Annotated in this window: 20 protein-coding genes; 12 read left to right on the forward strand and 8 right to left on the reverse strand. The window is 32.0% G+C overall.

What is annotated here, in order from left to right:
* The first annotated feature begins 20 nt into the window (after positions 1–20).
* On the forward strand, positions 21–203 hold the full coding sequence (locus LPC20_RS08440; protein WP_229324408.1) for a CAL67264 family membrane protein: 183 nt from the start codon (positions 21–23) through the stop codon (positions 201–203).
* Positions 204–221: 18 nt separating this feature from the next.
* The gene (gene ettA, locus LPC20_RS08445; RefSeq protein WP_229324410.1) at positions 222–1916 is read left to right on the forward strand and encodes an energy-dependent translational throttle protein EttA; all 1695 of its coding nucleotides are present in this window, start codon (positions 222–224) and stop codon (positions 1914–1916) included.
* Positions 1917–1964: 48 nt separating this feature from the next.
* On the opposite strand, the gene LPC20_RS10735 is transcribed toward ettA, so the two are convergent.
* The 3 genes from LPC20_RS10735 to LPC20_RS08455 form a co-directional block, all read right to left on the reverse strand.
* Positions 1965–2090: a hypothetical protein gene (locus LPC20_RS10735; protein ID WP_255645428.1), complete on the reverse strand. Its 126-nt coding sequence runs from the start codon at positions 2088–2090 to the stop codon at positions 1965–1967.
* Between the two features lie 76 nt (positions 2091–2166).
* Positions 2167–2583 carry a thiol-disulfide oxidoreductase DCC family protein gene (locus LPC20_RS08450; RefSeq protein ID WP_229324412.1) on the reverse strand — a complete coding sequence of 139 codons (417 nt, stop codon included), beginning with the start codon at positions 2581–2583 and terminating at the stop codon, positions 2167–2169.
* Positions 2584–2585: 2 nt separating this feature from the next.
* Positions 2586–4751, reverse strand: a complete 2166-nt coding sequence (locus LPC20_RS08455) for an endonuclease MutS2 (protein WP_229324415.1) — start codon at positions 4749–4751, stop codon at positions 2586–2588.
* Positions 4752–4856: 105 nt separating this feature from the next.
* On the opposite strand from LPC20_RS08455, the gene ung reads away from it, so the two are divergent.
* Complete coding sequence (gene ung, locus LPC20_RS08460; protein ID WP_229324417.1) at positions 4857–5534, forward strand: uracil-DNA glycosylase; 678 nt, start codon at positions 4857–4859, stop codon at positions 5532–5534.
* Here ung and LPC20_RS08465 read toward each other — a convergent pair whose 3' ends face one another.
* The 5 genes from LPC20_RS08465 to porX form a co-directional block, all read right to left on the reverse strand.
* Positions 5535–5909: a DUF4258 domain-containing protein gene (locus tag LPC20_RS08465; protein WP_229324419.1), complete on the reverse strand. Its 375-nt coding sequence runs from the start codon at positions 5907–5909 to the stop codon at positions 5535–5537.
* A gap of 36 nt (positions 5910–5945) precedes the next feature.
* The gene (locus LPC20_RS08470) at positions 5946–7139 is read right to left on the reverse strand and encodes an alanine dehydrogenase (RefSeq protein WP_229324421.1); all 1194 of its coding nucleotides are present in this window, start codon (positions 7137–7139) and stop codon (positions 5946–5948) included.
* Positions 7140–7210: 71 nt separating this feature from the next.
* Positions 7211–7678: a GNAT family N-acetyltransferase gene (locus tag LPC20_RS08475; RefSeq protein WP_229324423.1), complete on the reverse strand. Its 468-nt coding sequence runs from the start codon at positions 7676–7678 to the stop codon at positions 7211–7213.
* A 12-nt stretch (positions 7679–7690) separates the two neighbouring features.
* Positions 7691–8098 carry a tRNA (adenosine(37)-N6)-threonylcarbamoyltransferase complex ATPase subunit type 1 TsaE gene (tsaE, locus tag LPC20_RS08480; RefSeq protein WP_229324425.1) on the reverse strand — a complete coding sequence of 136 codons (408 nt, stop codon included), beginning with the start codon at positions 8096–8098 and terminating at the stop codon, positions 7691–7693.
* Entirely contained in the window at positions 8099–9655 is a 1557-nt protein-coding gene (gene porX / locus LPC20_RS08485; protein WP_229324427.1) for a T9SS response regulator signal transducer PorX, read from the reverse strand.
* A gap of 165 nt (positions 9656–9820) precedes the next feature.
* On the opposite strand from porX, the gene LPC20_RS08490 reads away from it, so the two are divergent.
* The 9 genes from LPC20_RS08490 to LPC20_RS08530 all read left to right on the forward strand — a co-directional run bounded on the left by LPC20_RS08490 (position 9821) and on the right by LPC20_RS08530 (position 18787).
* A complete protein-coding gene (locus LPC20_RS08490) occupies positions 9821–10612 on the forward strand; it encodes a 3-keto-disaccharide hydrolase (protein WP_229324429.1) in 792 nt (263 codons plus the stop codon).
* Positions 10613–10951: 339 nt separating this feature from the next.
* Positions 10952–11917 carry a glycosyltransferase family 17 protein gene (locus LPC20_RS08495; RefSeq protein WP_229324431.1) on the forward strand — a complete coding sequence of 322 codons (966 nt, stop codon included), beginning with the start codon at positions 10952–10954 and terminating at the stop codon, positions 11915–11917.
* A gap of 287 nt (positions 11918–12204) precedes the next feature.
* Positions 12205–13434 carry an HD domain-containing protein gene (locus tag LPC20_RS08500; RefSeq protein ID WP_229324433.1) on the forward strand — a complete coding sequence of 410 codons (1230 nt, stop codon included), beginning with the start codon at positions 12205–12207 and terminating at the stop codon, positions 13432–13434.
* Between the two features lie 124 nt (positions 13435–13558).
* Positions 13559–14602 (forward strand): UDP-3-O-(3-hydroxymyristoyl)glucosamine N-acyltransferase, encoded by a 1044-nt coding sequence (lpxD, locus tag LPC20_RS08505; RefSeq protein WP_229324435.1) that lies wholly within the window; start codon positions 13559–13561, stop codon positions 14600–14602.
* Positions 14595–15980 carry a bifunctional UDP-3-O-[3-hydroxymyristoyl] N-acetylglucosamine deacetylase/3-hydroxyacyl-ACP dehydratase gene (locus tag LPC20_RS08510; RefSeq protein ID WP_229324437.1) on the forward strand — a complete coding sequence of 462 codons (1386 nt, stop codon included), beginning with the start codon at positions 14595–14597 and terminating at the stop codon, positions 15978–15980. Before lpxD ends, LPC20_RS08510 begins: the two co-directional genes overlap by 8 nt.
* A gap of 70 nt (positions 15981–16050) precedes the next feature.
* Positions 16051–16836, forward strand: a complete 786-nt coding sequence (lpxA, locus tag LPC20_RS08515; RefSeq protein ID WP_229324439.1) for an acyl-ACP--UDP-N-acetylglucosamine O-acyltransferase — start codon at positions 16051–16053, stop codon at positions 16834–16836.
* A 24-nt stretch (positions 16837–16860) separates the two neighbouring features.
* A complete protein-coding gene (gene efp / locus LPC20_RS08520; RefSeq protein WP_229324441.1) occupies positions 16861–17427 on the forward strand; it encodes an elongation factor P in 567 nt (188 codons plus the stop codon).
* 68 nt (positions 17428–17495) lie between these two features.
* Positions 17496–18425, forward strand: a complete 930-nt coding sequence (locus LPC20_RS08525) for a UDP-3-O-(3-hydroxymyristoyl)glucosamine N-acyltransferase (protein WP_229324443.1) — start codon at positions 17496–17498, stop codon at positions 18423–18425.
* Positions 18425–18787, forward strand: coding sequence for a nuclear transport factor 2 family protein (locus LPC20_RS08530; RefSeq protein ID WP_229324445.1), 363 nt, complete (start codon positions 18425–18427; stop codon positions 18785–18787). Before LPC20_RS08525 ends, LPC20_RS08530 begins: the two co-directional genes overlap by 1 nt.
* Positions 18788–18802: the final 15 nt, after the last annotated feature.

The raw sequence follows: 18802 nt of genomic DNA on the forward strand, positions 1-18802 counted from the left end.
AAAAATACAATACAACATATATGGGAATGAATAAAAATACAATATTAGGATATGCAACTTTAATTATGGTTGTAATGGGATTGTTACTAATAGGCCTAGGGGCTTTTAGATATGACGATGTTGCTGGATGGGGTTTCGCTGCTGTTGGCGTTGGTTTTCTTGCCAATGCTTGGGTTTTTAGCGCTTTGAAAGGAAGAGTATAATAATTTAAATTCTATATAATGTCAGACGATAAGAAAGTAATATTCTCAATGTCCAAATTGAGTAAGACGTATTCAAGCAGTAACAAACAAGTATTAAAAGATATTTATTTAAGTTTCTTTTATGGAGCTAAAATTGGTATTCTAGGATTGAATGGTTCTGGAAAATCGTCTCTATTGAAAATTATTGCTGGAGTTGACAAAAACTACCAAGGTGATGTTGTTTTTGCTCCAGGTTATACTGTTGGTTATTTAGAACAAGAGCCACAACTAGACGATTCAAAAACAGTTTTGGAAATTGTTCAAGAAGGTGTTGCAGAAACAATGGCAGTTTTAGAAGAATACAATCAAATTAACGATTTATTTGGTCTTCCAGAATATTATGAGGATCAAGATAAAATGGATAAGTTGATGGATCGTCAAGCGGCTTTACAAGACAAAATAGATGCGTTAGGAGCATGGGAAATCGATACTAAATTAGAAATTGCTATGGATGCGTTACGTACTCCAGAAGGTGATACACCAATTAAGAATTTATCCGGAGGAGAGCGTCGTCGTGTGGCTTTATGTCGTTTGTTATTACAACAACCCGATGTATTGCTTTTGGATGAGCCAACGAATCACTTGGATGCTGAAAGTGTACTTTGGTTAGAACAACACTTAGCACAATATGCTGGTACTGTAATTGCAGTAACGCACGACCGTTATTTCTTGGATAATGTAGCAGGATGGATTTTGGAATTGGATAGAGGAGAAGGCATTCCGTGGAAAGGAAATTATTCTTCTTGGTTAGACCAAAAATCAAACCGTATGGCATTAGAAGAAAAAGTGGCATCTAAACGTAGAAAAACCTTAGAGCGTGAGTTGGATTGGGTTCGACAAGGGGCCAAAGGTCGTCAAACCAAACAAAAAGCACGTTTGCAGAACTACGATAAATTATTGAATGAAGATCAAAAACAACTGGATGAAAATCTAGAAATCTATATTCCAAATGGTCCTCGTTTGGGAACTAATGTTATTGAGGCGACCAATGTTGCGAAAGCTTTTGGGGATAAATTACTGTATGATAATTTGAACTTTACACTTCCACAAGCTGGAATTGTGGGGATTATTGGTCCAAATGGTGCTGGTAAATCGACTATTTTCCGAATGATTATGGGGGAAGAACAACCTGATGGAGGTCAATTTTCTATTGGAGAAACAGTAAAAATTGCCTACGTAGATCAGTCGCATTCTAATATTAATCCTGACAAAACTATTTGGGAAAACTTTGCTGATGGTCAAGAATTAGTAATGATGGGAGGTAAGCAAGTAAATTCAAGAGCGTACTTATCTCGCTTTAACTTTGGCGGAAGCGATCAAAACAAAAAAGTATCGATGCTTTCTGGTGGTGAAAGAAACCGTTTGCACTTAGCCATGACTTTAAAAGAAGAAGGAAACGTTTTGTTACTGGATGAGCCAACGAATGACTTGGATGTAAATACATTGCGTGCTTTAGAAGAAGGATTAGAGAATTTTGCAGGTTGCGCTGTAGTAATTTCTCACGACAGATGGTTCTTGGATAGAATTTGTACTCATATCTTGGCTTTTGAAGGAGATTCTGAAGTGTATTTCTTTGAAGGAAGTTTCTCTGATTACGAAGAAAACAAAAAGAAACGTTTAGGTGGTGATTTAACTCCAAAACGATTGAAATACAGAAAATTAATTAGAAATTAATTTAATACAAAAAGAGGATATCATTTGATATCCTCTTTTTTTATCTTCTTATTTCTTCTTACCAGAATTCATCATTATTAGCACGGCACCAACTAAAGCTAGTATGACCAAACCAAAAACAACTATCATAATAAAGGAGCCGTTTGCCCAAGAATACAATGGTAAATTTCTCATAATTAAGATTTTTAAGATGAATCAAATGTAATTCATGCCAACTTCTTATTTTATGACATTTGTCATATAAGCCAATTTATCCTAAAAATTTTGATTGTAAATCTTTTGATGGAACTAAACAACTTTCTTTTTTGCCCCACCATCTAAAGCGGTTTTTAGCTATAAAGTCATAGACTGAATTGGTAATAGCATTTGGAAGTAGTTTGAAAATTAGTAAACAATAATAAATTCCACCGATACTTTTTACAATTTCAAAAACAGCTTGCGATTTATAGAAAAACACTTTTTCTGATTCGTATAAGATAACACTATCTATTAGTTGAAATTCAATTGGGAGTTTTTGAAGTAGTTCGCATCCCAAATCCGATTGCAAAGAAACAAACCTAAAAACATCTTTGGTATCTCTTTTAATAATGAATTGCACCGTGGCATCACATAAATTGCAAAGTCCGTCAAACAAAATGATTTTTTTATGTTGAGGGAGATGTTGCATACTTACTTTTTAATGGCTTCTACCAACTCTAGTAATTCCAAACCAACCTTTGAAGTAAACAAACCATAATTAACGGTAGCTTTATTTCGTTCAATAGCATCGATACTTCCTACTGCTTTTCCGTCAAACATTCTAACACGATCTCCCACTTTAAGAATTGGACGTGGTTTTTCAACCACTACTTTAACTTTTTTGGCTTTTTTCTCAGCACGTATTTCTTCTACCTGAACTGCTACTTCTTTAATAACTTCTTTTTTCTTTTCGGCAATTACTTTCGTGTCTTTTGCAGATGCTTTTTTACGCTTGGAATTTTCAATTTCAACAATTTTTAAAAATTCGCCAATTAGCTCTTTCTTATTTTTATTATTGAAATACTTATCTGCAATATCTTCAATTTTTTGACCAATATAGATTGTCTTTTGATTGCTATCATACAATTCCTGATAACTCTCTAATTTCTGCTTTATTTTGACATTGATAGTCTCCATTTTTTTACTTTCTTCACGCGCTTTGGTTTCTTCTTCTTTAAGCGTTAATGAAGTCTTTTCTAATTTGGAACGTTCTTTTTGAAGCGTGGCTATGGTTTTGTCAAAACGTACTTTGCCTACTTCAATTTTCTTTTTAGCACGGTTTATTAAACCATAAGGAATACCATTTTTTTGAGCCACCTCAAAAGTAAACGAACTACCGGCTTGACCTAAAACCAATTTATACATCGGTTCTAACGATTTTTCATCAAAAAGCATGTTGGCATTGGTAGCAAAAGGCAATTCATTAGCCAGAATCTTTAAGTTCGAATAGTGAGTTGTAATGATTCCGAAAGCCTCACGATGGTAGAATTCTTCTAAGAAAATTTCTGCCAATGCACCACCTAATTCGGGATCAGAACCCGTTCCAAATTCATCGATCAAAAACATCGTTTTCTTGTTGCACTTTTTCAAGAAATAGTTCATATTCTTTAAGCGATAGCTATACGTACTCAAATGATTTTCTATCGATTGGTTGTCGCCAATGTCTGTCAGAATTCTATCAAATAAAAAGGTTTCACTGCGCTCGTGAACGGGAATCAACATTCCGGATTGCAACATTAATTGGAGTAATCCTACTGTTTTTAGCGAAATGGTTTTTCCACCCGCATTTGGACCCGAAATAACAATGATTCTATTTTCTTGTTCTAATTCGATAGTTTGTGGATAGGTAATTTCGTTTTTCTCTTTATTGGATAAAAATAAAATTGGATGGAAGGCATCTCTAAAAAACAAACGTCTTTCTTCTGTAATGGTTGGTAAAATAGCATTGATTTTATTGGCATATTTTGCTTTGGCAGCAATTACATCAACATCGCTTAAAAAGTTCTGGTATTCAATCAATAAATCTAAAAAAGGACGAATTCTATTCGATAATTGTTTTAAAATTCGGTTGATTTCTTCCTTTTCTTCGTATTCTAAATTACTTAATTCACGCGAATATTTTAATGTAGTTTCGGGTTCGATATAAGCAATACTTCCCGTTTTGGAACTCCCTAAAATTGATCCTTTAACTTTACGACGATACATTGCTAAAACAGCCAAAACACGACGATTTTGAACAAAACTTTCTCTTATATCATCTAAATAACCTAATGAATTGTATTGCGTTAAAGCCACACCAAAACTTTGATTGACTTTGCCTCGAACCACATTCATATCACGTCGGATATTCAATAAATCAGGTGAAGCATTATCTTTGATTTCACCATATTTATCAACTACTTCATCCACCATTGTGATGATGTCTTTCGTCAATTCTACTTTAGAAGCTCTATTGTTTAAGTTGGGATAATAATCATGGAATTTTCTCAAGAAATTCAATAAGAAATTAACGGTACTGGATAAGTTGGCAATTTTTCTAAAACTTCCGACTTCCAAAAAGCTATCCTCAATAGCTAAAAATTTAATTTCGTGAGTTATGGCATCAAATCCATGATTGGGAATAGCATTATTGTTTTGAAAAGACGACACATATTCTGAGGTTTGTAACAAAGCTTCCATCAAGCTTTCCTTGTCTTTAAAAGGTGTAATTTCAAGTGCTTTTTGTTTTCCAATATCGGTATTACAAATAGCAGACAACGTTTCTAAAACTGTTGGGAATTGTAAATCTTGTAAAGTCTTTTCGGTGATGGATATCATTTATAGTACTATTGGAAAGAAGCAAAGTTACAAAGATTAAGAGGAGTTTCTTGAAGAAAAAGTATAATTTTACACCTAACAGATTTCAGATAGACATTTATATTTATGCAAATCCTATTGAATCCAGAATGGCAATCCATTTTAGCTGAAGAAATTCAGAAACCCTATTTTAGTGAGTTACTCGAAATGGTAGATTTGGAGTATCAAAATTATACCTGTTACCCATCTAAAGAATTGATTTTTTCAGCTTTTGACTCTTGTAGCTTTTCAAATACCAAAGTGGTGATTATTGGGCAAGATCCCTATCACGGAAAAGGAGAAGCTAATGGATTATGTTTTTCGGTAAATGAAGGGGTAAAAATCCCACCTTCGTTACGAAATATTTACAGAGAGTTAGTAGATGATTTGGACAGTATTTTTATGCCAAATTCAGGAAATTTAGAGTCTTGGGCTAATCAAGGTGTTTTATTATTAAATGCTGGATTAACCGTTAGGGAAGATTTGCCTAATAGTCATAAGCATTTAAAATGGGGGAAATTTACGGATGCTGTGATCCAAAAGTTATCTGATGAAAAAGAACAGGTGGTTTTTCTACTTTGGGGAAGTTTTGCTCAGAAAAAAGGCGTTAAGATTGATCGCGAAAAGCATTTGGTTTTAGAATGCGGACATCCATCACCATTAAGTGCAAATCAAGGAAAATGGTTCGGTAATAAGCATTTTAGTAAAACGAATGCTTATTTAGAATCTAGAGGTTTACAACCAATTAATTGGCTAAATCTATAGTTATTTTTTAACGATATCCTCTAAAACTGCTTTATCAGAATAATTTATTATTGTTAAGATTATTTCTTGATTTTTTACAGTTTTCCCTTCGATTATGTATTTTTTTCCATTACCAACAGCAATGTTACTTTGATCAAAATCAACATCTCCATGTTCTAAGGAATTTTTAATATCTGTCGTATCAATCCAGGATTCACTTAAAACTTGATTTGCTTTTGGAGAATAATTAAAGGGTTTGTTTCTCAAATCATTCAAAACACGTGCATTTGGGAAATAGTTACAACGAGTATCTTTTCCACTGAACACCATTGAAATAAAGAATAGACCCATAATAAGTCCTACAAAATAATACGCAAAACGTTGAAAGAATTTCATATCCTATTTTTTTGGCAAAGGTAAAGGAAAGTTAACTTAAAAAACAATTAAATTAATGTCACTATCGGAAAGATCAAACCATTCACCAATAGCCTTGTTTGTTAAGATTCCGTGGTACATATAGACTCCGTTTTTCAACCCTTTGTTGCAACGAATGGCACTTTCAATCCCTCCATCTTCAGCGATTTGCATCAAATAAGGCGTTATAATATTGCTAATAGAAAGAGAAGCCGTTTTTGAATAACGAGAAGGAATATTGGGAACGCAATAATGCACAACATCATTTTTTATGAAAGTAGGCTTTTCGTGAGTAGTAACTTCGGAAGTTTCAAAACAACCTCCCGTATCAATACTAACATCAACAATTACAGCACCCTTTTTCATATGCTCGACCATGGTTTCGGTAACTACAATCGGACATCGTTCAATACCGCGCATAGCGCCAATAGCAACATCACATCGTCTTAATGCTTTCAAAAGGGCTTTGGGTTGGATTGTTGAAGTAAAAACTCGTTGGTTCAAATTATTTTGTAAGCGACGTAACTTAGTAATAGAATTGTCAAAAACTTTCACACTAGCTCCTAAGCCAATAGCCGTCTTTGCAGCAAATTCGCCTACAGTTCCCGCTCCTAATATAACCACATCTGTAGGAGGAACACCAGTTATATTGCCAAAAAGTAATCCTTTTCCAAATTGATTCGCAATCATTAATTCAGATGCAATTAATATTGATGCCGTACCTGCAATTTCGCTTAATGATTTGACTGCAGGATAGGTACCGTCTTCGTCTTTGATGTATTCAAATGCTAAAGCCGTTATTTTTTTCTTCGACAAATCCTCAAAATAAGCTTTATTTCTTGTTTTAATTTGGATGGCTGAAATGATAATTGTATTTTGATTCATCATTTCGATTTCAGCTAGACTTGCTGGTTCTACCTTAAGTATCATCGGACAACCAAAAACACGTTTTGGGTCTTGAGTTACTTCGGCACCTGCATCGGAATATTCTTTATCTGAATAACTAGAACTTTCACCTGCACCAGATTCTATCATAACACGATGGCCTTGATAGGTCAATGAATTAACAGCATCTGGCGTCAGACAAATGCGTCGTTCTTGATGACTGGTTTCTTTTGGTATACCAATAAAGAGTTCGCTTTTTTGTTTGGAAATTTCTAATTTCTCCTCCTGAGGCAAAAGTTGTTCTTTGGTAAATGGTGATAAAGACATTGTAAGTTAAGTTTTAAAGGTACAATTTAGACAAAAATAATTAAAGATGTAAAAAATGAAATATTTGTATACTACAAAATGGATTTTTCCATCTTAATATCAGCTCTCTCGTATATACCTGCTTCTAATGGAATTTCTTTAAAACCGTATTTAGTATACAAATGAATTGCAGATTGTAAACTCCTATTAGAATATAAAATCAACTTATTTATGTTATTGTGTTTTGAAAATTCAAAACAGTGTTCTAACATTTGTTTTCCTATTCCAATTCCCTGAACTGATGATGAAACAGCCATTTTACTGAGTTCAAATGTAACTTCATCTATTTTTAAAAGTGAAACTGTTCCCACAATTGAGCCTTGATATTGAGCATAAAAAATGAATCCGCCTTTGTCAATGATTTCAGATTTCGGATTTGACAATACCATTTCGTCCTTAGGTTCGACTTTAAAGTATTTCGTCAACCATTCTAAATTCAATGTCTTTATAGCGTCAGAATTAGTATCAGAAAAAGGAATAATTATCACATTTGAATTCATTGCAATACTCTTTTATTGTAACTGAAGTGAACGTTTTCCATCGGGTAGTTGTTCCAAATGAATGATTGAATGATTGTCGGGAATCAAATTTGGAATTTTTTCTGCCCACTCAATAAAACACCAATTGCCAGAATAAAAATAATCATCAGCTCCCATATCCAAGGCTTCTGTTTCATTCTTTAATCTATAGAAATCAAAATGGTAAACTAATTGATTAGCAGTTATTTCGTATTCATTAACTAAAGAAAAAGTTGGACTACTTGTAGTAGTGTTTACACCTAATGTTTTACACAACTGCTTGATTAAAGTTGTTTTTCCAACTCCCATTTCCCCATGAAAAAGAATTACTTTATTTGGGTTATAAGCCACTATTTGATTCGCAACTGACTCTAATTCATCTATTGAAAATATAATTTCCATTTATCGAGGATTAAATACCAAAAAAGGAACAATCATCTCTTCCAATGATATTCCCCCGTGTTGGTAGGTGTTTTTATAATAACTTACATAGTGATTAAAATTATTGGCATAGGCCAAAAACAAATCATTTTTTGCAAAAATATACGAACTGCTCAAATTGATACTAGGTAGACCGATTTTTTTTGGATCTTTAATTGCGTATACCTCTTTATTCTCATAAGATAAACTTCTACCTGTTTTGTACCTTAAGTTCAAACTTGTGTTTTTGTCACCAACTACTTTTGAAGGGTTTTTAACATTAATAGTGCCATGATCAGTGGTAATAATTAATTTAAACCCCATTTTTTGAGCCTGTTGAATGATGCCTAAAAGTGGCGAATTTTTAAACCAACTAGAAGTCAAAGAACGATAGGCTTTATCATCAGGAGCTAATTCTTTAATCACATCCATTTCCGTTTTTGCGTGAGAAAGCATATCAACAAAATTATACACCACACTCACCAAGTCATTATTTTTTAATGTTTTAAAGTTATCTACTAATTTTTTACCACTAGCGAGATTTGTAATTTTATAATATTCATTTTGAATATTTAACCCCAAGCGTTTTAATTGTGCATCAAGAAATTCCGCTTCAAAAAGATTTTTTCCACCTTCGTCAGTATCATTTTTCCAAAATTGCGGAAACTGTTTTTCCATCTCAATTGGCAATAATCCAGAAAAAATAGCATTTCTAGCATATTGAGTTGCAGTTGGTAGTATAGCGAAATAAGGAATCTCTTTTTCTAATTTGTAGTGCTTATTTACTACGTCTTCAAGCACTTCCCATTGGTCGTAACGCATATTGTCTATTACTACAAACAAAACTGACTTGTCTTTTTTTATGAGCTCAGGAACTACCAATTCTTTGAACAAAGTATGAGATAAAATTGGCGATTGGTTTTTTGGTTCAAACCAAGTTTCATAATTACGTTCAATGAACTTCCCGAATTGTGAATTCGCTTCAACTTTTTGAGATTCTAAAATAGCACCCATTCCAGCATCATTGTTAGTCTCCAGTTGCAATTCCCAATAGATTAATTTTTTATACAATTCAATCCAATCTTCAAAAGAATGAACCGAAGCCATTTCTTGAGTAATTTTTCTGAATTCTTTTTGATAATCTAAAGTGGTTTTCTGAGAAATTAAACGAGAATGATCTAAGTTCTTTTTTAAACTCAATAAAATTTGGTTGGGATTCACCGGTTTAATTAGATAATCGGCAATTTTAGATCCAATTGCCTCTTCCATTATATATTCTTCTTCGCTTTTGGTAATCATAATCATAGGTACAGAAGATTTTTTCTCTTTCATTTCAGAAAGAGTCTCTAAACCACTCATCCCTGGCATATTTTCGTCTAAGAAAACAATATCAAAGTTATTATTTTCAAATATTCCAATGGCATCTAATCCGTTATTGCAAGTAGTTACCACATAGTTTTTCTTTTCAAGAAATAAAATATGCGGTTTTAAAAGATCAATTTCATCGTCTACCCAAAGTATTTTAATAGTTTCTTCCATAATCCAAATAGCTGTTAACGAAGAGCAATTTACAGTTTTTAAAACGTTGCTTTGCTAAAATAACTATAAATTTTATAATTCAGTAAGACTAAAAATAATCAAGCATTAATTTGCACGTCAAAACGAAAATACTACTTTTATACTTTATTCAATTAACTAAAAACTATGAAAACTAAAACTATTAAATACGCTGTATTAGTTACTGTATTTTCGGTAACGGCTTCTTTTGCTCAACATGCTTTTGTAAACACTCCTCCAGAAGTTTCTCCCATGCCAATGAAACCAGAAATGACTGAAATTTGGAATCCAGAAGTAAAAGTAATCACACCTGGAGTTAAATTGGGTGATGCTCCTTCTGATGCAATTATTTTGTTTGATGGAAAGAATTTGAACCAATGGGTGAGTAAAAAAGATCCTTCAAAGCCAGCTGCATGGAAAATAGTTAACAATGATCACTTTGAAGTAGTTCCTGAGACTGGTGATATTCAAACTGTAATGAAATTTGGCGATTGTCAGTTGCATATCGAATGGAGTGCACCTGATGAAGTTCTTGACGGAGGTCAAATGCGAGGTAATAGCGGCGTTTTTTTACAAAACCGTTATGAACTACAAATATTAGATTCTTACAAGAATAGAACCTATAATAATGGTCAAGCTGGGAGTATTTACAAAGATCACCCGCCATTAGTAAATGCAATGAAAACGCCACTTGAGTGGAACGTATATGATATTATTTATACTGCTCCAAGGTTTAAAGCCAATGGATTAATTGATGCTCCAGCTAGAATTACTGTATTTCATAATGGAGTAGTGGTGCAAAATAATGCCACTATTAACGGATTAACTTTGTATATGGGATTGCATAATTATCCTGAATCTCATGGAGAAGATGTTATTTCGCTTCAAGACCATGGTTGTAAAACCCAATTCAGAAATATCTGGTTGAGAAGATTGTAAACTAAAAAGGGAGAGCAATACTCTCCCTTTTTAGTTTTAGTAGATTTATAAACTTCATTTAGGTTAGCTTATAAAAAGTATTAGCTAATGAAACTAATCAATTCTTTTGTCAACTGATGCAATTGATTTATTTAATTTGAAGACTTAATCTTAATTATCAAAATTTGTTTAATAGTTAAAGATTTTAATAGTACCATTGTGCTTAATTTAGTAAGTTTGTAAGTAAATTAAATGCAGTAAAATCAGTTAATATAGCTAATATAGCACAAGCTTTCTTATCAAATTTTACAATAGAAAAAAATAATCTAGTAAAAATTTATATTTTTATTTATTTTAAATATGAAAAAAATAGTTGATGGATTCACTTTTTTCAATGAACTTGATTTATTGGAAATTAGATTAAAATACTTGTATGACGTTGTTGATTATTTTGTTATAGTTGAAGCAGATACTTCATTTAACGGAGAAGCTAAGCAAATGTTTTTTAAAGAAAATAGTGAAAGATTTTCTCCCTTCATGAATAAAATTATTTATGTTCCAATAAATATGAAATCTTATGAAGACGAAAAAAAAGTTGCATGGAAAAGAGAAGAATTTCAACGAAATTCTATTTTAAATGGTCTTATCAATCTAGATATTACAGATACAGATTTAATTTTAATTAGTGACGTTGATGAAATTCCTGATGTTGAAATCTTAAAAAGTATCAAGTCAAATTGTATAGAAAATAATGTATTTAGTGAAAAATCAAATTTAAATATAATTTCTAAATCTGTTTTCATTTTTTTTAAAATGATATTTTATAAATTAATTAATAAAGACACAAGTAAAATATTTAGTCAGTTAAAATTATTTTATTTAACTAAATTTAAGAGTATCAATTCTCCATTAAATTTTAGAATGTTTAATTATTATTATTATTTAAATTATCAGAAGAAAGATGATAGATGGGACGGAATTCAATGTGTTGAATATAAATTGTTAAATTATTTTACTCCTAATGAATTAAGGAATTTTAGAAACTATCCGTTAATAAGTTTGAATGATTCAGGTTGGCATTTTTCCTATCTAGGTGGAAAGGAAATGATAAAAAACAAAATAAAAAATTTTTCACATCAAGAATTTAATATTCCACAAATTGTTTCTGATGAATATATTGATTTTTGTATAAAAAATGGTTATAGTTTATTTGACTATTATAAAAATCCCAATGTTAAACCCAAATATGTTAAAATGAAATTATCGCATCTCCCAGAGAAGCTTAGTGACATTGTTATTAATTATGAAAAATTTTTTATTGACTGAATATTTAAGACTCTAAGCTAGAAATTTATCAAAAATACAATTTAATTATTTTTTTTAAATAATTGTCTTCTTTTTGTTTTTAAAAAATACGAAATGTAGTAGTTATTGTTTTGAATAAGTTGTAAAAACTATGAATATATTTAACTCAAAGAATTCATTTCATTTTAATAAATCATAAATGAATTAATACTATAATATTTGATACGGTACCATTATTAATATAGAATAAAGCGGCCTTCCAACCCAATTGAAATTTCTTTATATTTGTTGCCCTAAAGCACTTAAAATTGAGCCAAATTAATAAACTGAAAATATTCAACGATCCCATTTACGGATTCATCACTATCCCAAATGCTTTAATCTACGATTTAATTCAGCATCCATATTTTCAAAGACTACGTCGCATTTCGCAAATGGGATTGTCTTATTTAGTCTATCCTGGTGCCAATCACACTCGCTTACATCATGCTTTAGGCTGTATGCATTTAATGCAAAAAGCAGTTGAAGTTTTACGTTTTAAAGGAGTTGTGATATCCGAAGCAGAGGAAAATGCACTATATATTGCCATATTGTTACACGATATCGGACATGGTCCATTTTCTCATGCCATGGAAAAAAGTATTGTAGAGGATGTGCATCATGAAGCGATTTCTCTGTTATTTATGAATCAACTAAACGAAGAGTTTAATGGTCAATTAAGTTTGGCAATTCAAGTATTTAAAGGTGAATACCATCGTAAATTCATGTTGCAATTGATTTCGAGTCAGTTGGATATGGATCGTATGGATTATTTGAAACGTGATAGTTTTTATTCAGGCGTAGCTGAGGGAAATGTCAATTCAGAGCGATTAATTCAGATGATGAATGTAGTTGATGACGTTTTAGTAATTGAAGAAAAAGGAATTTACTCTGTTGAAAAATTCCTAATGTCAAGACGTTTGATGTATTGGCAGGTATATTTGCATAAAACGAGTTTGGTAGCCGAGTTAATCCTTACCAAAGTATTGAAACGAGCGAAAGAGTTAACTCTCCAAGGCATCCAATTGTCGTGCAGTGAACCGTTACTATTTTTCATGCAAAACCGAGTAAATATTGAGAATTTTAATGTGAATACACTCGAGTTGTTTTCACAATTAGACGATTTTGATATTATTAGCGCTTTAAAATCTTGGCAAAAGCACGACGATTTTATCCTTTCTTCATTAAGTAAAATGATTATTAATAGGGATTTACCAAAGATTAAAGTAGTTGCTGATCAACAGCATTTAGATCTCATAGATCCTATCAAATCTCGATTTGCCTCTGAAAATAATATATCCATTTTAAACACAGATTATTTTATTTTCGAAGGGGCTATTAAAAATCAAGCCTACAGTAAAGAAGCAGAACCTATAAGAATACTGAAAAAAGATAAAACTGTTGAAGATGTTGTTGATGTATCAGATCAACTAAATATAGAATCGTTATCTAAATTAGTGACAAAATATTATATCTGTTATCCGAAATCATTAGCATAAAAATAGGGTAATACTATCTATTTTTATATTTTTGCCAAATAGAAACTATTTCGACTATCTTTATGGTAGAATCAAATCAAATTGAGACCTTTTTTAATTGTAGTACCAATATTTAACTTTTAGAATGAAGTTTACAGCAGAGCAAATAGCGGAAATTTTAGAAGGTGAAGTAGTTGGTAATCCAAATGCATTAGTTTCTAAATTATCCAAAATTGAAGAGGGTGAAGAGGGAGCTTTAACTTTCTTGTCCAATCCAAAATATCAAAATTTTATATATACTACCAAGGCTTCAGTTACTATTGTTAATTCAACCTTTGTTCCAGATGCTGCTCTTAGCACTACTTTGATTAAAGTTGCAGATGCGTATTCTGCATTTACAAAACTATTAGAGTTTTACAATCAAGTTAAACTTAATAAAACAGGAATTGAGCAACCTTCTGTTATAGATGAAAGTGCACACTATGAATCCGATTTGTATTTAGGAAGTTTTAGTTACATTGGTAAAAATGTAAAATTAGGAACCAATGTAAAAATTTATCCTAATTCTTATGTAGGAGATAATGTAACTATTGGTGATAATGTAACCTTATTTGCAGGTGTTAAAGTATATTCTGAAACGGTAATTGGAAACAATTGCACTGTTCATTCTGGTTCGATAATTGGATCCGATGGATTTGGTTTTGCACCAAATACGGATGGGACATATTCTAAAATTCCACAAATTGGAAATGTAGTAATTGAAGATAATGTAGAGATCGGTGCTTGTACAACTATAGATAGAGCTACAATGGGATCTACTATTATTCGTAAAGGCGTCAAATTAGACAATCAAATTCAGGTTGGGCATAATGTTGTAATTGGTGAAAATACAGTTATCGCTGCTCAAACAGGAATAGCTGGTTCTACAAAAATCGGAAAAAACGGCATGATTGGGGGCCAAGTAGGTTTTGCTGGACATATCATTATTGGGGATAATGTTAGAATAAAAGCAAAATCTGGTATTTCAAAAAATGTTAAAGATGGTGAAATACTTCAAGGACCTGTTGCTTTTAATGACACTAACTATTCTAAATCGTATGTCCATTTTAAAAATTTACCCAAGATTATAACTGAAATTGAAGAGTTAAAAAAAGAAATACTAAATCTAAAAAAGAATTACAATGGTTAAACAAAAAACCATCAAATCAGAAATTTCACTTACAGGTGTAGGATTACATACCGGGAAAGAAGTGAAAATGACTTTTAAACCTGCCCCAGCTAATAACGGATTTACTTTTGTACGTGTAGATCTTGAAGGTCAACCTGTGATTGAAGCTGATGCAAATTATGTAGTCAATACACAACGTGGAACTAATTTAGAAAAATTAGGGGTTCAAATTCAAACACCTGAGCATGTTTTAGCAGCTTTAACTGGATGTGACTTGGACAATGTTATTATTGAATTGAATGCTTCAGAGCTACCTATAATGGATGGTTCTTCAAAATATTTTGTTGAAGCAATTGAAAAAGCTGGAATTGAAGAGCAGGAAGCAAAACGTAATGTGTATGTAGTAAAAGAAGTTATTTCTTATACCGATGAAGCAACAGGAAGCGAAATATTAGTAATGCCAAGTGATAGCTATTGTATTACTACAATGGTTGATTTTGGCACTAAAATTTTGGGCACTCAAAATGCAACAATGAAATGTCTGTCTGAATTTAAAGACGAAATTTCAGATTCAAGAACATTTAGTTTCTTACACGAATTGGAATCACTTTTAGACAATGGTTTAATCAAAGGTGGCGATTTAAATAACGCTATTGTTTATGTAGATAAAGAAATATCTTCATCTACAATGGAAAACCTAAAAAAGGCATTTGGTAAAGACGAAATTACAGTAAAACCAAATGGAATTTTAGACAACCTTACACTGCATTATCCTAATGAGGCTGCTCGACATAAATTATTGGACGTTGTAGGCGATTTATCTTTAATTGGAACTAGAATTCAAGGTAAAGTAATTGCAAACAAACCAGGACATTATGTAAATACACAGTTTGCTAAAAAATTAGCGAAAATTATAAAAATAGAACAACGCAATTTTGTTCCTACTTATGATCTACATCAAGAGCCATTAATGGATATTCATAAAATTATGGAAACTTTACCGCATCGACCACCATTTTTGTTGATTGACCGCATTATCGAAATGTCTGAAAATCACGTTGTGGGAATGAAAAATGTAACAATGAATGAAAATTTCTTTGTTGGGCATTTTCCAGAAGCACCGGTTATGCCTGGTGTTTTAATTGTTGAGGCTATGGCGCAAACAGGAGGGGTATTGGTGTTAAGTACCGTTCCTGATCCTGAAAATTACTTGACATATTTCATGAAAATGGATAATGTTAAATTCAAGCATAAAGTACTACCTGGTGATACTTTAATATTCAAATGTGAATTGATTACACCTATCAGAAGAGGGATTTGTCATATGCAAGCCAATGCGTATGCCAACGGTAAATTAGTAGCTGAAGCTGAATTAATGGCACAAATTGCTAAAAAATAATAGAATTTAGAAAATTCGCTGTAGTTTTACTGCCAATTTTCTAAAGAATACAAATTATAAATAATATTAGATGAATCAACCGTTAGCCTACGTTCATCCTGGTGCTAAAATCGCCAAAAATGTCGTGATAGAACCTTTTACAACTATTCATAATAATGTTGTTATTGGAGATGGAACCTGGATTGGTTCTAATGTTACTATTATGGAAGGTGCCCGAATTGGAAAAAATTGCAATATTTTTCCAGGAGCAGTTATATCTGCTGTACCTCAAGATTTAAAGTTTGGAGGGGAAGATTCGTTAGCCATAATTGGTGATAATTGTACCATAAGAGAGTGTGTTACTATTAATAGAGGAACATCTGCTTCTGGTCAAACTGTTATTGGTGATAATTGTCTTGTAATGGCTTATGCGCATATTGCTCACGACTGTGTAGTTGGAAATAATGCTATCATTGTAAATGGTGTTGCGTTAGCAGGACATGTAATCGTAGGTAATTATGCAGTTATTGGCGGATTGGCAGCAGTTCATCAATTTATTCATATTGGAGATCACGCTATGATTTCTGGTGGTTCATTAGTTAGAAAAGATGTTCCTCCTTTTACAAAAGCAGCCAAAGAGCCTTTGTCTTATGTGGGTATTAATTCTATTGGATTAAGACGAAGAGGTTTTACGACAGAAAAAATTAGAGAAATACAAGATATTTATAGAATACTATACCAAAAAAATTACAATACTACTCAAGCAATTGGAATAATTGAAGCTGAGATGGAGGCGACTCCAGAGCGTGATGAAATTTTAGATTTTATTCGAAATTCATCAAGAGGAGTAATGAAAGGATATAGCGGAAATTATTAACATTAGCAATTAAATACATTTAAAATGGCAAGTACATCAGATATTAGAAACGGATTATGTATCAAATACAACAACGATATTTACAAAATCATTGAATTTCTTCACGTTAAACCAGGTAAAGGACCTGCTTTTGTGAGAACTAAACTAAAATCCTTGACTAACGGTAAAGTATTAGATAATACTTTTTCCGCTGGTCATAAAATTGATGAAGTTCGTGTAGAAACACATACTTTTCAATATTTATATGCAGAGGGAGATCAGTTTCATTTTATGAATAATGAATCTTTCGAACAAATTACATTGAATAAAAATGTTTTAGACAATCCTGATTTGTTAAAAGAAGGAACGAACGTAATGATTCAAATCAATGCAGAAACAGAAGCACCACTTTCTGTTGATATGCCAGCTTCTATTATTTTAGAAGTTACTTATGCTGAACCAGGTGTAAAAGGAAACACTGCAACAAATGCTACAAAGTCAGCAACTGTTGAAACTGGAGCAACTGTAAACGTACCTTTATTTATTAATGAAGGAGATAAAATTAAAATTGATACCGCTTCAGGATCGTATATGGAGCGTGTTAAAGAATAAACCATAAACTAATACTAAAGGTTGATTATTAAATGATAGTCAACCTTTACTATTTTAAATAGAAATCAATGAAATTTCCTAAACAACATACACTTCAAGAAATCGCAAGTCTTATTCAATGTGAATTTGTAGGTGATTCAAACTTTCCTGTTTTAGGGATGAATGAGATTCATGTTGTTGAACCAGGAGACATTGTGTTTGTTGATCATCCCAAGTATTACGATAAAGCATTACAATCCAAAGCTACTATTGTTTTAATCAATAAAAAAGTAGATTGTCCAGAAGGAAAAGCCTTATTGATTTCAGAGGATCCATTTCGAGACTTCAATACCTTAACAAGGCATTTTATGCCATTTCAAGGAGCAAATGTTTCCATTGCAGCGACTGCTAAAATCGGGATTGATACACAAATCCAACCCAATACTTTTATCGGTAATCATGTCACCATTGGAACAAATTGTTTGATTCACTCGAATGTAGCAATTTACGATCATACAGTAATTGGTGATAATGTAATTATACATGCCGGTACTGTAATTGGTGCTGATGCTTTTTATTACAAAAAACGTGCAGAAGGTTTTGATCAATTGCTTTCAGGCGGTAGAGTAGTAATTGAGAATAATGTAGGTATAGGTGCGCTTTGTACCATAGATAAAGGAGTTACGGGCGATACAACTATTGGAGAAGGAACCAAAATTGACAATCAAGTTCATGTTGGCCACGATACAGTTATAGGTAAAAAATGTTTAATTGCTTCACAAACTGGTATAGCAGGTTGTGTTATTATTGAGGATGAAGTGACACTTTGGGGACAAGTTGGTACTACAAGTGGAATAACTATTGGTGCTAAAGCAGTGGTAATGGGACAAACAGGTGTAACCAAGTCTATTGAAGGTGGCAAATCTTATTTTGGAACACCAATTGAAGAATCGAGAGAGAAATTAAAACAATTAGCTAATATTAAACGAATTCCTGAAATTTTAAATCAATTAAAATAATGGCCTCAAAAAAACTAATTCAAAATTTTTACAAATCAGATGCACTAATTGATGCTGACGTAATGAAGGAATATCTTCATCCTGAAATAATTTTAGATTGGAATAGTAGTAAAGGTTTTGTTCAATTGAATTATGAATCTATTCTAAATCTTTCTCTTGAATTAAGTAAAGCGTACGTTCGTTCAAAGGTAAGAATTAGTCATATTCTTGCTGAAAACGACCTAGTATCTGTTCGCTATTCCCATTATGTAAAAACGATTGAAAATCCTCGTGAAGAAATGTTTTTAGCAAATTTTATAGTTATTTGGCAAATAAAAGACGATAAATTGTATCGAGGGTATCAAATGAGTCAAATTTCTTAATTTATTTTCAATTTA

Origin of the sequence: Flavobacterium ammonificans, assembly GCF_020886115.1 — a bacterium.
Classification (GTDB): domain Bacteria; phylum Bacteroidota; class Bacteroidia; order Flavobacteriales; family Flavobacteriaceae; genus Flavobacterium; species Flavobacterium ammonificans.